Source organism: Dokdonella sp. (assembly GCF_017744955.1).
GTDB lineage: Bacteria > Pseudomonadota > Gammaproteobacteria > Xanthomonadales > Rhodanobacteraceae > Dokdonella_A.
In genome coordinates, this window is sequence record NZ_JAGIAG010000001.1 from 1142406 (window position 1) to 1156318 (window position 13913).

General features: G+C 70.3%; 12 protein-coding genes. 7 read left to right on the forward strand and 5 right to left on the reverse strand.

Annotated features, from left to right (window positions below):
- Positions 1-15: 15 nt before the first annotated feature.
- Positions 16-2184 carry a TonB-dependent siderophore receptor gene (locus tag J7520_RS04655; RefSeq protein ID WP_291184669.1) on the reverse strand — a complete coding sequence of 723 codons (2169 nt, stop codon included), beginning with the start codon at positions 2182-2184 and terminating at the stop codon, positions 16-18.
- Between the two features lie 402 nt (positions 2185-2586).
- On the opposite strand from J7520_RS04655, the gene J7520_RS04660 reads away from it, so the two are divergent.
- The 4 genes from J7520_RS04660 to J7520_RS04675 all read left to right on the forward strand — a co-directional run bounded on the left by J7520_RS04660 (position 2587) and on the right by J7520_RS04675 (position 8061).
- Positions 2587-3024: a VOC family protein gene (locus tag J7520_RS04660; protein ID WP_291184673.1), complete on the forward strand. Its 438-nt coding sequence runs from the start codon at positions 2587-2589 to the stop codon at positions 3022-3024.
- Between the two features lie 107 nt (positions 3025-3131).
- A complete protein-coding gene (locus J7520_RS04665; protein ID WP_291184676.1) occupies positions 3132-4367 on the forward strand; it encodes an acetylornithine/succinylornithine family transaminase in 1236 nt (411 codons plus the stop codon).
- Positions 4368-4483: 116 nt separating this feature from the next.
- Positions 4484-5077, forward strand: a complete 594-nt coding sequence (locus tag J7520_RS04670) for an ECF-type sigma factor (protein WP_291184679.1) — start codon at positions 4484-4486, stop codon at positions 5075-5077.
- A 32-nt stretch (positions 5078-5109) separates the two neighbouring features.
- Positions 5110-8061, forward strand: a complete 2952-nt coding sequence (locus J7520_RS04675; protein ID WP_291184682.1) for a serine/threonine-protein kinase — start codon at positions 5110-5112, stop codon at positions 8059-8061.
- Positions 8062-8086: 25 nt separating this feature from the next.
- Here J7520_RS04675 and J7520_RS04680 read toward each other — a convergent pair whose 3' ends face one another.
- Together J7520_RS04680 and J7520_RS04685 are read right to left on the reverse strand one after the other, a co-directional pair.
- Positions 8087-8590: a hypothetical protein gene (locus J7520_RS04680; RefSeq protein ID WP_291184685.1), complete on the reverse strand. Its 504-nt coding sequence runs from the start codon at positions 8588-8590 to the stop codon at positions 8087-8089.
- Between the two features lie 22 nt (positions 8591-8612).
- Entirely contained in the window at positions 8613-9071 is a 459-nt protein-coding gene (locus J7520_RS04685; protein ID WP_291184688.1) for a DUF2628 domain-containing protein, read from the reverse strand.
- 289 nt (positions 9072-9360) lie between these two features.
- On the opposite strand from J7520_RS04685, the gene J7520_RS04690 reads away from it, so the two are divergent.
- Positions 9361-10716, forward strand: coding sequence for an amidohydrolase family protein (locus J7520_RS04690; RefSeq protein ID WP_291184691.1), 1356 nt, complete (start codon positions 9361-9363; stop codon positions 10714-10716).
- A gap of 49 nt (positions 10717-10765) precedes the next feature.
- On the opposite strand, the gene hemL is transcribed toward J7520_RS04690, so the two are convergent.
- Positions 10766-12052 carry a glutamate-1-semialdehyde 2,1-aminomutase gene (gene hemL, locus J7520_RS04695; protein WP_291184694.1) on the reverse strand — a complete coding sequence of 429 codons (1287 nt, stop codon included), beginning with the start codon at positions 12050-12052 and terminating at the stop codon, positions 10766-10768.
- Positions 12053-12216: 164 nt separating this feature from the next.
- On the opposite strand from hemL, the gene J7520_RS04700 reads away from it, so the two are divergent.
- Positions 12217-12846, forward strand: coding sequence for a hypothetical protein (locus J7520_RS04700; protein ID WP_291184697.1), 630 nt, complete (start codon positions 12217-12219; stop codon positions 12844-12846).
- Positions 12847-12946: 100 nt separating this feature from the next.
- Here the strand turns inward: J7520_RS04700 and thiE are convergent, their stop codons facing one another.
- Entirely contained in the window at positions 12947-13567 is a 621-nt protein-coding gene (gene thiE, locus J7520_RS04705; RefSeq protein ID WP_291184700.1) for a thiamine phosphate synthase, read from the reverse strand.
- Positions 13568-13633: 66 nt separating this feature from the next.
- Between thiE and J7520_RS04710 the strand changes: the two genes are divergently transcribed.
- Positions 13634-13831, forward strand: coding sequence for a rubredoxin (locus J7520_RS04710; RefSeq protein WP_291184702.1), 198 nt, complete (start codon positions 13634-13636; stop codon positions 13829-13831).
- Positions 13832-13913 lie beyond the last annotated feature (82 nt).

Consider the following 13913-nt stretch of genomic DNA (forward strand, 5'->3'; position numbering starts at 1 on the left):
CTCGCGCGCGGCGTGTCAGAACGCCACGCGCAGGCTCAGCGCATAGCTCGCCGGAGCGCCGTAGTAGGTGTTGTCGTATTCGTCGAGCACGTAGTACGTGCGGTCGAAGAGGTTGTTGGCGTTGAGCTGCAGGGACACCTGCGGCGAGAACTGGTAGCGCGCCATCACGGTCGCCGTCGCGACGCTGCCCTGCCGTAGCGTGGTGCCGCCGTCGGGCGAGCCGACGAAGGTGCGGCTGCGCGATTGCCAGTTGACGCCCGCGCCGAGCGTCAGGCGCTCCCACTGCGCCGGCTTCCACGTCGCGAACAGGCGCACCAGTGTCGACGGGATGAACGTGCGCACGGCGCGGTCGTCGGCGTCGCGCGTGAGCTGGCGCGACCAGCCGAGCGAGACGTTCCATTCCTCGCCGAGCCGTCCGACCGCTTCGATCTCGAAGCCGCGCGTGCGCGCGCCGTCGATCGCGCGCGAGACCTGCGAGCCGTCGGGCAGCCTCACCGGTTCGCCGGTTTCCGGATCGAACACGGGCGCGGCGACGTTGTCCTGGCGCGTCTCGAACACGGTCAGCGCGGTGTTCAGTCCGCCGTCGAGGTGCTCGCCCTTGATGCCGAGTTCGACGCTGCGGCCCTCGACCGGGTCGAGCCAGTGGCCGTTCGCGTCGCGGCTGTTCTGCGGCTTGAAGATGCCGGTGTAGCTGGCGAACGCGGAGAAGCCGCGGCCGAGGTCGTAGACCAGGCCGGCGTAGGGAATCGTCTCGCGATAGTCGTAGCGTGAATCGTGCGGGTCGTCGTAGAGATAGAACGAATCGGTCTTCCACGTGGCGTAGCGCGCGCCGGCGATCAGCTTCAGCGGATCGGCCAGCGACAGGCGCGCCGCCGCGTAGGCGCCGTTCTGGCGCGTGCGGATGTCGGTGAGGCGATTGCCCCGGGCCTCGAAGCCGGGGTTGGGATACGAACCGTCCCAGTCGAAGAAATTGCCCGGATCGGCGAGCGGGCCGCTCACCGCGTATTCCTTGCCGGTATTGGTCGAACGCGAGCCGTTGTAGCCGAGCACCAGTTCGTGGCGGTGGCCGAACAGGTCGAACGGGCCGCTGGCGTAGACGTCGAGCGCGCGCTCGACGATTTCGCCCTTGCTGCGGTAGGCGGATGGTTCGAGTCCCTCGCCGCTGACCGGATCGGGGAATCCGGACAGGTAGAACAGCGCCAGGTCCTCGTCGTAGCGGCGCCAGTTCGCCACCGCGTGCAGCTGCCAGTCGTTGTCGAAGGCGTGGCGCAGCTCGCCGAACACGGTCTCCGTGCGCCGGTTCCAGAACGTCCAGTCGGTCGCGGTCGTCACCGAGCGCGACCAGTCCGCGCGCGTGCCGTCGGCGAGGAACAGCGGAAACGAACCCCAGGTGTTCCCGCGCGGCCGGTTGTTCTGGTAGTCGATGCCGAAGGAGAGCGTCGTCGACGGCGACAGGTCCGCATCGACGATGCCGTACAGCACGGCGGTCTTCTTGTGATAGAGCGCCTGGTACGACTCGCGGTCCTCGTAGACCGCGATAGCGCGGCCGCGCACGCTGCCGGAGGCGTTCAGCGGCGCGGAGACGTCGACTTCGCCGCGCCGGTTGCTCCACGAACCCACGCCGAGGTCGACCGCGACGCGCGGCGTCGTCGCGTCCGCGTGCTTGCGCACCAGGTTGACCGAGGCGCCGGGGCTGCCCGCGCCGTTCATCAGGCCGGTCGCGCCGCGCACGATCTCGATGCGCTCGTAGGGCGCGGTGTCGATGGTCTCGTCGATCGAGCCGGTGTTGAAGTTCGGCAGCGCCGGCACGCCGTCGACCATCAGGCCGTCGACCGGAAAGCCGCGCGAGAAGAACAGCACGCGCTCGCTGTCGTAGGCGTCCGAATAGACGCCGGTGACGTTGTCGAGCACCTCGCGCAGCGAGTTCAGGTTCTGGTCGTCCAGACGCTCGCGCGTGACGACAGTCACCGACTGCGGCGTCTCGCGCAGCGACAGCGGCAATTTCGTCGCGGCCGCGGTGCTGTCGACCGTGTACGGCGCGTCGTGCGCGGTGGCGACGACGCCTTCGAGCTGCACCGGTTCCTTCTGCAGCGGCACGTCGTCCGCGGCGGCGGCATGCGCGCAGGGCCAGGTGGCGGCGAGCGCGAGTGCGAGCAGGCGGCGTGGAGGTGTGCGCAGGCGCATGACCGGAGCAGGGCGGGTCCGAAGGGATCGTGGATTCATGAGCGGCGGAAACGTCGTCGAGTGAAGGAGTCGGGCGGCGAACCGTCGACCCGCCGATGTGCGAGTGCCGTGGAGCACGACGGCACGCGCGGATTCCCCGCGTCGCGACGGCGCGACGGGTTGATCAGACGGCACATGGAAGGGCTTGGCGGATCGAGGTTTCGCGGGAGGATTTTCGTATTGTAAACGCAAATGAGAGTAATTCACATTTACGACAGTAAGATCACGCATTTCGGCGTGTCGGGCTGGCTATCGCACTCGATCCCTCGTCGACGAAAATGGCCGTCTCGCACGGGACCGGTCGGGGCGCAGGCGCCACACGCACGCCGCCCCGGCCAGCCCATGCACCGATCGGAGAGCGAGATGAAATACCTGCACACGATGATCCGCGTCCGCGACGTCGACGCGACCCTGCGCTTCTTCTGCGACGGCCTCGGCCTGCGCGAACGGCGCCGCAAGGAGAGCGAGGCCGGGCGCTTCACGTTGATCTTCCTCAGCGCCGACGCCTCGCCCGACGCCGAGGTCGAGTTGACCTACAACTGGCCGGCCGCCGACGGCTCGCCGCCCGAGGACTACGGCAGCGCGCGCAACTTCGGCCATCTCGCCTTCGAGGTCGACGACATCTACGCGACCTGCGCGCACCTGCAGTCGATGGGCATCACCATCCATCGCCCGCCGCGCGACGGCCACATGGCCTTCGTGCGTTCACCGGACCTGATCTCGGTGGAACTGCTGCAGAAGGGCGAGCGTCTGGCGCCAGCGGAGCCGTGGGCGTCGATGCCGAACACGGGCACGTGGTAGGCGCGATCGCCCGCGACCTGGGGTTTCGCGCGACGTTCCGAACGGGTGTCGCCAGGCAGTCCGACGCGGCCGGCCATCGCCGCACTTCCCGAACCAAGGCTTGAACCATGGATGATGCTGCATCGAGGACTTCCGACCTGCTCGCCCTCGGCCCGCGCTACTGGCTGCCGGTCTACCGCCCGCGCCAGATCGTGCTCGATCGCGGCGAGGGCGCGCGCGTGTGGGATCGCGACGGCCGCGACTACGTCGACTTCGGCGCCGGCATCGCGGTCAACGCGCTCGGCCACGGCGATGCGGACCTACTCGCCGCGCTGACCGCGCAGGCCGGCAAGCTGTGGCACGCGAGCAACGTGTTCTACACCGAGCCGCCGCTGCGCCTGGCCGAGGAACTGGTGGCCGCTTCGGAATTCGCGGAGCGCGTATTCCTGTGCAATTCCGGCGCCGAGGCGAACGAGGCGGCGATCAAGCTCGTGCGCAAGTGGGCGGCGGCGAACGGCAGGCCGCCAGAGCGGCGCGTGATCGTGACGTTCCGCGGCTCCTTCCACGGCCGCACGCTGGCCACCGTGACCGCGACCGCGCAGCCCAAGTACCAGGAAGGCTACGAGCCGCTGCCGGCCGGCTTCCGCTATGCGACGTTCAACGACCTCGACGAACTCGAGCAGGCGTTCGCGCCGGGCGACGTCGCCGCGATGCTGGTCGAGCCGGTGCAGGGCGAGGGCGGCGTGACGCCGGCGGCGCCGGGCTTCCTCGCGCGGGCGCGCGAGCTGTGCGACGCGCACGGCGCGCTGCTGGTGCTCGACGAGATCCAGTGCGGCATGGGCCGCACCGGCACGCTGTTCGCGCATGCGCAGGACGGCGTCGTGCCGGACATCGTGACGTTGGCGAAGGCGCTCGGCTGCGGCTTTCCGATCGGCGCGATGCTGGCGGGGCCGAAGGCCGCCGAGATCATGCAGTTCGGCGCGCACGGCACCACCTTCGGCGGCAATCCGATCGCCGCCGCGGTCGCGCGCGTGGCGCTGCGCAAACTGTCCTCGCCGGCGCTCGCGGCGAACGTCGCGCGGCAGGCGCAGGCATTGCGCGACGGACTCGCGGCGCTCGAGCGCGGGCGCGGCCTGTTCGCCGAGGTGCGCGGTCGCGGCCTGATGATCGGCGCGATGCTGGCGGATGCGTACAAGGGCCGCGCCGGCGAGATCCTCGATCGCGCGGCGGCGCAGGGACTGCTGTTGCTGCAGGCCGGTCCCGACGTGCTGCGTTTCGTGCCGCCGTTGACGATCACCGACGCCGAGCTGTCCGACGGCCTGCGACGCCTCGTTGCGGCGCTCGACGATTTCGCGGGCGCCTGAGAGGACCGGCGCCGCCGAATGCGCATACGGGCGCACGCTCCGCCACGGCGAACGAGCCGCGCCCGCGTCGACGCTGCTACGCTTCGCCGAAGGCGGCGGCGTCACGCGGAAGGGGTATGGACCTCCAGGACGAAACGGAATACGAGACCGAGATCGGTCTGCGGCTGGAAACCCTGGTCAAGGAGCGCGCCCTCGATCTGTCGGCGCTGATGACCGGACTGCAGAACGAGCTGCGCCAGATCGCCCATCGCCAGCGCCGGCGCGGCGGGGTCGGCGAGACGCTGTCGACCACCGCGCTGGTCAACGAGGCGTATCTGAAGTTCGCCTCGTCGCCGGAGCTGTTCGGCCGCGTCGACCGCAACCACTTCCTCGCCATCGCCGCGCGCGCGATGCGCAACATCGTGATCAACCACGCCCGCGACCGCGTCGCGCAGAAGCGCGGCGGCGGCGCGGCGCACGAAACGCTCGGTGAGGTCGAGGCGTTCGACGCCGACCTCGCCGAGGCGAACCGCATCCTCGAACTCAACGATGCGCTCGGCCGGCTGGAGCAGGTGCGCCCGCGCCTCGCCCAGGTCGTGCAGCTGCGCTACTTCGCCGGCCTCAGCGAGGAGGAAACCGGTGAGGTGCTCGATCTGGACCGCAGCACCGTGCGGCGCGACTGGCTGAAGGCGCGCGGCTGGTTGTTCGAGCGCCTGCATCCGGATTCCTGATGGGGAACACCGAATCGCAGCGGGATTCGCCGATGGAATCCTCGCCCGCCGACTGGCAGCGCCGCGAAGACCTGCTCGACCGCCTGCTCGACCTGCCCGAGCGCGACCGCGCCGCCTTCGTCGAGGAAGTCGCACGCGCCGATGCCGAGGACGCGGCGGCGCTGCGCGGCTGGCTGGCCGGCATCGAGCGCTCGACCGACTACCTGGTGCCGCAGGCCGCCTCCGATCCGATCGGCCACGATGGCGAGATCGTCGGCAACTGGCGCGTGCTGCGCTTGCTCGGCCGCGGCGGCATGGGCGAGGTCTGGCTCGGCGAACGCGCCGACGGCCTGTTCGCCAAGCAGGTCGCGATCAAGTTCATCCGCGACGACCGTCCGCTGCTCGCGCGGCACATCGAATCCGAGCGGCGCGTGCTCGCCGGCCTGCATCATCCGGGCATCGTGCGCCTGCTCGACGCCGGTTCGCTCGTCGACGGCCATCCGTACCTGGTCACCGACTACATCGACGGCGTCGCGCTCGACGCCTGGCTCGAGCGCGACGAACCGGCGCTGGCCACGCGGATCGACCTGTTCCGCCAAGTGGCCGCCGCGGTCGCCTACGCGCACGAGCGCCTGGTCGTCCATCGCGACATCAAGCCGGCCAACATCCTGGTCGACGCGGACGCGCGCGCGCACCTGCTCGACTTCGGCATCGCGCGCGCACTCGCCGCCGATGCCGACACGGCGCAGGCGACGCAGATCGCGTTGACCCCGGAGTTCGCCGCGCCCGAGCTGATCGTCGCCAACACGGCCAGCGTGCGTTCGGACGTCTACGCGCTCGGCGGCCTGCTGTACTTCCTGCTCTGCGGCCGTCCGCCGCTGTCGCTGCGCGGCCTCTCGCTCGGCGCGATGGTCGAGAAGATCCGCCTCGAACCGCCGCGCGCGCCGAGCGAGCTCGCCGCCGCCACGCCGCTGCGCGCCGAGCCGGCGCACCTCGCCGCCGACCTCGACGCGATCGCGCTGAAGGCGCTGTCGAAGGAGGCGTCCGCGCGCTACGGCACGGTCGAGGCGCTGCTCGCCGACGTCGAAGCCGCGCTCGAACGCCGCCCGATCAGCGCGCGCGCGCCGGACGCGTTCGACCGCCTGCGCCGCTACCTGCATCGCCATCGCGTCGGCGTCGGCGTCGCCGCCGTGGTCGCGCTGTCGCTGCTGGCCGGCATGGCCGGCACCTTGTGGCAGGCGCACGAGGCGCATCGGCAGCGCGATCGCGCCGAAGCCGAGGCGGCGCGCGCGACGGCGCAAGCGCAGGCGGCGGGCGCGGTGCGCGACTTCCTGGTCGGCGTGTTCGAGTCGGCCAATCCGGAAGTCACCCTCGGCAAGCCGCCCAGCGCGCTGGAACTCGTCGACATCGGCGTGCGCCGCGCGGAGGCCGACCTGAAGCAGCAGCCGGACATGCAGGCGCAGTTGTTCGAGGCGCTCGGCCGCACCTACATCGGCCTCGGCGAGTACGACAAGGCGGCGGCGCTGCTGCAGCGCGGCTACGAGATCGCCGTCGCCGCGTTCGGCAAGGATTCTCCGCTGGCCGTCACCTTGGCGACCGGCTACGCCGGCGCGATCGGCCACGGCGACGGGCCGCAGGACGCCGCCTTCGCGATGCTGGAACCGATCGTGCAGCGCGATTCGCACGCTTCGCCCGAGGCCGCGCAGCAGACGGCCGTCGCCGCCTACCAGCTCGCCACCCTGCACAAGCGCCTCGGCCATCTCGACCAGGCGGAGGCGAACTTCCGCCGCTCGGTCGAACGGCTGCGCGAACTCGGCGCGCCGGCGGAGTCGGAGCTGGCCGAAGCGCTGCACCAGTTCGCCGGTCTCGACGAGGCCAGGGGTCGGCGCGGGGAGGCGATCGAGCGCCTGCAGCAGGCGATCGCGATCCGCGAGCGCTCGGCGCTCGGACCGTCCACGGACGTGAACCTGATGCGCGTCGAGCTGGCCAACCTGCTCGGCGGCGCCGGCAGGAACGACGACGCGGTGGCGATCCTGCGCGAGGTGGTCGACTCCAATCGCGCGATCTACGGCGAGGCGCATCCGCGCTACCTGGAAAGCGCGAACTGGCTCGCGCGCGCGCTGGTGCGCAAGCCCGCCTACGCCGAGGCCGATGCGATCCTCGAGCAGGCGCTGGCGACCTCGCGCAGCCACTACGGCGAGGACAGCGAGACGACCGCGCAGGCCGAGGTGGCGCTGGCGGCGTCGAAGCTCGCGCAGGGGCAGCTCGACGCGGCGATCGAATTCGGCGAACGCGTGCGGCGCTACGCCGTCGCGCACGGCGGCGAGGACAGCTACCGCGCGATCGTCACGACGCAGAACCTGGCGCGCCTGCGCCTGGCCAATGGCGAGTACGACCAGGCGGAGAAGATCGCGCGCTCCGTGCTGGCCGCGCTCGAGCGCATCGGCTCGAAGAGCACCAACGACGCGCTGGAACTGCTCGGCAACGTGCGCCAGTACAAGGGCGACGCGGAAGGCGCGCGTGCGTATCACCGCCAGGCGCTGGAGGTGCTCGAACGCAACGGCGACCAGAGCAGTTTCGACGTGCAGCTGCTGAAGGCCGAGCTGGCCGAGGACGAGCGCGACCTCGGCGATCTCGACGCCGCGCGGCGCCACGCGCGCGACGCGCTCGACGGGCTGGTGAGCCTCGATCAGGCGTCCAACGACCGGATGATCGCCTTCGTTCGCTACCTGCTGGCGCAGTTCGACGCGCTGGAGGGCCGCTGCACCGCGCCGGCCGACGTCGAAGCGACGATCGCGCACAATCAGGGGCCGACGCTGGCGCGGGTGGTGCAATGGCGCGTCGCCTACGCGCGACTCATCCTCGGCCTGTGCCGGCGCCAGCAATCGGGCGCCGATGCCGGCGCCGCCGCGCTGATCGCCGAGAACGCGAAGGTCCTGCGCGAATCGCCACTGGTCGATCCGCACGTGAAGCGCCTCGTCGAAGCGGCAGCGCGCAACCACTGACGCCGCGCGCGCGGCCGGTCCGTTCTCAGCCCGGCAGCGACGGCAGGCGATCGAGGAAACGCGCCGCGCGCCGCACCATGCCGAAGTAGACGAGATTGAGCGTGATCCTCAGGAACAGCCCGATCGCCGCCCCGGCGACCACGATGTCCGGCGGGCAGGTCGCTTCCGGATCGGCCAGGCGCAGCGGGATCTCGTACAGCGACACCGCCACGCCGGCGCCGACGAACAGCAGGGCGATCTTCGCGAGCATCGCGCCGCCCGGACGGTAGCGCAGCAGCGCGGCGTTGCCGAAGAGTCCGAACAACGCGATGCCGGCGTGCGCGGCCGTCTCCGCCAGGGTGATCGACATCGGCACGTCTTGCGTCTCGCCGCCGAGCAGCAGCGAGAGTCCGGCCAAGGCCAGCACGGCGTTGAGCGCGCACAGGAGCAGGTCCGCCACCAGCCAGCCGGCGATGGCGCCGGGATAGCGCGGGCGAGCGGCAGGTGCCGATGCGGCGAGCGGCTCCGGTGCGGCGGAGGATGCGTTCATGGCGAAGTTCCGACCGCGGCGCTCAGAACGGGCGCACCGGCATCCAGCCGTCGTCGCCTTCGATCTTGAACGCGTAGAAGTCGCGCGGCGCCATCACGCCGAAGATCGCGCCGCCGAGGAAGCGCGTCGCGTTGGCCAGGGTTTCGCCGCCGACCATGTACAGCAGGAAGCTGGCGGTGATGACGATGATCAGCACGAACGCGAGCAGCACCAGGCCCTTCTTCCACATGCCCTTGGCGAGGTAGTAGAAGAAGCCGAACACGAAGGCCAGCGCGCAGCTCGCGATCGGCGGTGCCATCTCCTTGGTGGCGGCCTTGCGCTGATCCGGCGGCAGCGTCCGCGCCAGCGGCGCCTGCAGGCCGCCGTACTTCCGGATGGCCTTGAAGTAGCGCTTCCATTTGTCCGACACGTCGAGCGTGTCGATGTCCACGCTGGCGGCGAGGCTGGGGTCGGGCGAGAGGGCGTCGGTGTTGGCGTTCACGGCAAGGCTCCGGTTCGAGGGGATCGGGCGGCGGGCGCCCTCGTCCGGAGAAATCACCTGAACGGGTCCGTTTGCGGCATTTTTTTCGATCCGTCCTGCCGCGTCGTCTCGGCGGTGCGGTTTCGGCCAAGGAAGGAACATCCACGAGCCGCCGGTGGCGCGGCCGTCGCGATGGCCGGATACGCTCACGGCGAGGCTGACCAATGGGCCTGTTCGCGGGAGGAACGATCGGGGAGATTCGTGTCTCCGCGGTGCTCCGTCGAGCGCCGGAGACAAGGGGAGGTCGTTGATGAGCGTGATCCGGAAACGTCGCCGCCATGGGGCGGGCGCCGTCGTACTGGCGGCTTTGGCCGCTCTGGCGGTTCTGCCGCCGGCGGCGGCCGAGTCGAGTCCGCCGCCGGCGACGAGTGCCGGGGTGCAGGCCCTGCACTGCGGCTACCTGTTCGACGCCAAGGCCGGCAAGCGGCTCGGTGCGACCACGATCGTGGTGCAAGGCGAGCGCATCCGCGAGGTCAAGCCCGGCCGAGCGGAGGTGCCCGGCGCGACGGCGATCGATCTCGGCGACGCGACCTGCCTGCCGGGCCTGATCGATGCGCACACGCATCTCTCGCTGAGCACCGACGCCGACCCGTTGCGCTGGAACCTCGCCGATTTCGCGGTCCGCTCCGTCGTCCACGCGCGGCGCACGCTGCTGGCGGGATTCACGACCGTGCGCGACATGAGCGACATCAACAACGAAACCATCGCGCTGCGCAACGCGGTCGATGCCGGCATCGTGCCCGGCCCGCGCATCCTCACCGCGGGGCGTCCGATCGGCAGCACCGGCGGTCACGCCGACTGGAGCGTCGACCTGCGTGCGGACCTGCAACGCGATCTCGGTCCGAAGAACGGCATCGCCAACGGCCCGGCCGAAGCGGCGAAGACCGTGCGCCAGCACTACAAGGACGGCGTCGACACGATCAAGATCATGGCATCGAGCAGCTTGTTCGAGGACCTGCCCGGCGGTGCGATTCCGCACATGACCTTGATCGAGATCAAGGCCGTCGTCGACACCGCCCGCGATTACGGACTCACCGTCGGCGCGCACGCGCACGATCCGGAGAGCATTCGCCGGGCGGTGCTCGGCGGCGTCGACTCGATCGAGCACGGCACGTTCATCGACGCAGCCAGCGCCGCGCTGATGAAGCAGCACGGCACCTGGTTCGTACCGACGATCTGCGTCGGAAAGATCGTCGCCGAGCACGCGGACGAGTGGAGCGGCGGCTCGCCGCAGGAAGCGGCGAGGATGCGCACGTTCGGCAACCTGATGCAGGCGAGCGCCGGCCGCGCCTACAAGGCCGGCGTGAAGGTCGCCTTCGGCAGCGACGAGGGCGCCTGCCCGCACGGCGAGAACGCGCGCGAGTTCGTCTACATGGTCGAGGCGGGCATGCCGCCGGCGTACGCGCTGCAGGCGGCGACCACGCATGCGGCGGAGCTGCTGAAGAAATCCGCCGACCTCGGCACGCTCGAGGCCGGCAAGTTCGCCGACGTCGTCGCCGTGCCCGGCGACCCGTTGCAAGACATCGCGGTGATGCGCAAGGTCGCCTTCGTGATGAAGGGCGGCCGCGTCTACGAGCGGGACGGCAAGCCAGTGTCGGTCGATTGAGCGGCGACGGCCGCTTTGCTGCCGCGCCGCGTAGGGGCGCCGCGCGCGATCAGCGCGCGGCCACCTGCGCGAACGCGCCGCGCGCGGCGTGCAGCGTGTCGGCGATGACCTGCTCGGTGTGCGCGATCGAGACGAAGCCGGCCTCGAACGCGGACGGCGCCAGGTAGACGCCGGCCTTCAGCATCGCCTGGAAGAAGCGGTTGAACGCGGCGACGTCGCAGGCGGTGGCCTGGGCGTAGGTGTCGACCTTCTCGGAGGTGAAGAACAGCCCGAACATGCCGCAGACGCGGTTGATCGTGAGCGGCACGCCGGCTTCGTCGGCGGCGGCCTGCAGGCTGTCGGTCAACAGGCGCGTGCGGCGGTCGAGTTCGTCGTGGAAGCCCGGCACGCGGACCAGCTCGAGCATCGCCAGTCCCGCCGCCATCGCGACCGGATTGCCGGACAGCGTACCGGCCTGGTAGATCGGGCCGGCCGGCGCGATCTGCTGCATCAGTTCGCGGCGGCCGCCGTAGGCGCCGACCGGCATGCCGCCGCCGATGATCTTGCCGAAGGTGGTCAGATCGGGCGTGATGCCGTACAGCGCCTGTGCGCCGCCGAGCGCGACGCGGAAGCCGGTCATCACCTCGTCGAAGATCAGCAGCGCGCCGTGGCGCGTGCACAGCTCGCGCAGCGCGGCGAGGTAGCCCGGCCGCGGCAGGATGCAGTTCATGTTGCCGGCGACCGGCTCGATGATCAGCGCGGCGATCGTGTCGCCGGCGTCGGCGAACAGCTTCTCGGCCGCTTCCAGATCGTTGTAGGGCAGGGTCAGCGTGAGATCGGCCAGCGCGCCGGGCACGCCGGGCGAGGTCGGCGTGCCGAGCGTGAGCGCACCGGAGCCGGCCTTGACCAGGAACGCGTCGCCGTGGCCGTGGTAGCAGCCTTCGAACTTGACGATGCGCGTGCGTCCGGTCGCGCCGCGCGCGAGGCGGATCGCCGACATCGTCGCCTCGGTGCCGGAGTTGACCATGCGCACGACTTCGACCGACGGCACCAGCTCGGCGATCGTCTCGGCCATCGTCACCTCGGCCGGGCAGGGCGTACCGAACGAGAGGCCGTTCTGGATCGCACGTTCCACCGCGGCGCGCACGTGCGGGTGATTGTGGCCGACGACCATCGGGCCCCAGGAGCCGACGTAGTCGACGTAGCGCTTGTCCTCGACGTCCCACAGATACGCGCCGTCGGCGCGCGCGGTGAAGAACGGCTCGCCGCCGACCGCCTTGAACGCGCGCACCGGCGAGTTCACGCCGCCGGGGATGCGCGCGAGGGCGCGCTGGAACAGGTCGTGGTTGGTGGTCATCGAAACTCCGGAGGCGAAAGGAAGCGTGCGCACGGCAGACGGCGCGTGAGCATCCAACGGAAATTATCGCCGAACGACGCTGCGGCGACGACTCTCCGCCGATGTGTTCGGCGGAGCAGCTTTCGCTGAAGTACCATTTCGGCGGGTCGACTGAAGGCACCCCGATGGAACAGGACCGGTTGAACGCGCCGCCGAGCTCGAGTCCAGGCATTCCACGCAGGCGCCCCTTCCTGTCCGGGCTCAGCAATCTATTCGCGCTCGCCGCCAGCTTTCTCGCACTCGCGCTCGGCGTATACCAATCCCGCTTGATGAATGCCCAGACGCAACTGATGCAGTCTCAAGCTCGCGGAAGCGTGTGGCCCTACCTCTCGATCGGCTACCGTTTGAGCAACGAGGGAGAAAAGCGCGGATACATCTGGGAAGTCAGCAATGACGGCGTAGGGCCGGCGCGCATCGAATCGGTGACGATGAGTCTCGACGGCAAACCGATTCGCAACTGGAAGGAAATGTTCGGCCCTATCCTCGGCGACGTTCCCGTTTCGGCCACGTACAGTCGAATCTACGGGAAGGTCGTTCCGCCGAGCACGAATCGGGAAACGACGATCGAGGCGGTGCGGATTCTCGATCTCGAGCAGGCGCGAACGTTCTATGCGGCGCAGAAACGTTTCGACATGGCGATCTGCTACTGCTCCGTCTACGACGAATGCTGGATCGCCCACTGGCAGAAGCCGAAGGTCGATCCGGTGGAAAGGTGCGAGACCTCGAACACGGTACAGTTCGAGCAGGACATGTGAGCGTGCCTCTGTGGTGCGTTCGCCCGGGAAAGATGCTTTGCTTTTCCGGAAGCGCCTCGCGGCGTGTCGGCCCCCGAAAGGACTGACCGTTCGGCCTTCGTCAAAACAGCGCAGCGAAGCGCCGCGCCGTCGCGCGCACGTCGGCGGCGCCGAACAGCGCCGAGATCACCGCGAGGCAGTCGGCACCGGCGTCGACCAGCGCGCCGGCGTTGTCCGGCGTGATGCCGCCGATCGCGACCAGCGGCAGGCCGAGCGGTTTCGCCGCGCGCAGCAGGTCGGTGGTCGCGCGGCGCGCCTGCGGCTTGGTCGGCGAAGGGAAGAATGCGCCGAAGGCGAGATAGCCGGCGCCGGCCGCGGCGAGGCGGTGCGCGCGTTCGATCGAGTCGTAGCAGGACACGCCGACGATCGCGCGCGCGCCGAGCCGCGCACGCGCGGCGGCGACCTCGCCGTCGTCCTCGCCCAGGTGCACGCCGGCGGCGCCGACCGCGGCGGCGAGCTCGACGTCGTCGTTGACGATCAGCGGTACGCCGCGCGCCGCGCACAGCGCCTGCAGGGCGCGCGCTTCTTCCGCGCGGCGGACCGTGTCGGCGCTCTTGTCGCGGTACTGCAGGAGGCGCGCGCCGCCGGCCAGCGCGGCGGCGCAGGCCTCGAGCAGGTCCGCGCGCGGACCGTCGGTGATCGCGTAGAGGCCGCGCAGCGGCGGGAGAGGGGTGTCGGGCATCGGCTTTCGCGCGCGGGGACAAGCTGGGAGAATACGCGGCTTCCACCCGCAGAATCACATCGCCGCATGTCCGAATCCGTTGCCCGCGCCGACGCCCCGTTCCGCACCTTCATGTGCGTCGTCTGCGGCTTCATCTACAACGAAGCCGAGGGCTGGCCGGCGGACGGCATCGAGCCGGGCACGCGCTGGGAAGACGTGCCCGACACCTGGACCTGTCCGGATTGCGGCGTGACCAAGTCCGATTTCGAGATGGTCGAGATCTGAGCACCGTTCCGCGGCACGTGCCCGCAATCGGGCCTTCCGCGTCTCCGTTTCTTCACCTGCGCGACGCATTCGCCGCATCCGC

Bases quoted from the DNA above. Each gene is read 5' to 3' on its own strand.
- J7520_RS04655 (WP_291184669.1), bottom strand. From the start codon at position 2,184: ATGCGCCTGCGCACACCTCCACGCCGCCTGCTCGCACTCGCGCTCGCC.
- J7520_RS04660 (WP_291184673.1), top strand. From the start codon at position 2,587: ATGAAATACCTGCACACGATGATCCGCGTCCGCGACGTCGACGCGACC.
- J7520_RS04665 (WP_291184676.1), top strand. From the start codon at position 3,132: ATGGATGATGCTGCATCGAGGACTTCCGACCTGCTCGCCCTCGGCCCG.
- J7520_RS04670 (WP_291184679.1), top strand. From the start codon at position 4,484: ATGGACCTCCAGGACGAAACGGAATACGAGACCGAGATCGGTCTGCGG.
- J7520_RS04675 (WP_291184682.1), top strand. From the start codon at position 5,110: ATGGAATCCTCGCCCGCCGACTGGCAGCGCCGCGAAGACCTGCTCGAC.
- J7520_RS04680 (WP_291184685.1), bottom strand. From the start codon at position 8,590: ATGAACGCATCCTCCGCCGCACCGGAGCCGCTCGCCGCATCGGCACCT.
- J7520_RS04690 (WP_291184691.1), top strand. From the start codon at position 9,361: ATGAGCGTGATCCGGAAACGTCGCCGCCATGGGGCGGGCGCCGTCGTA.
- hemL (WP_291184694.1), bottom strand. From the start codon at position 12,052: ATGACCACCAACCACGACCTGTTCCAGCGCGCCCTCGCGCGCATCCCC.
- J7520_RS04700 (WP_291184697.1), top strand. From the start codon at position 12,217: ATGGAACAGGACCGGTTGAACGCGCCGCCGAGCTCGAGTCCAGGCATT.
- thiE (WP_291184700.1), bottom strand. From the start codon at position 13,567: ATGCCCGACACCCCTCTCCCGCCGCTGCGCGGCCTCTACGCGATCACC.
- J7520_RS04710 (WP_291184702.1), top strand. From the start codon at position 13,634: ATGTCCGAATCCGTTGCCCGCGCCGACGCCCCGTTCCGCACCTTCATG.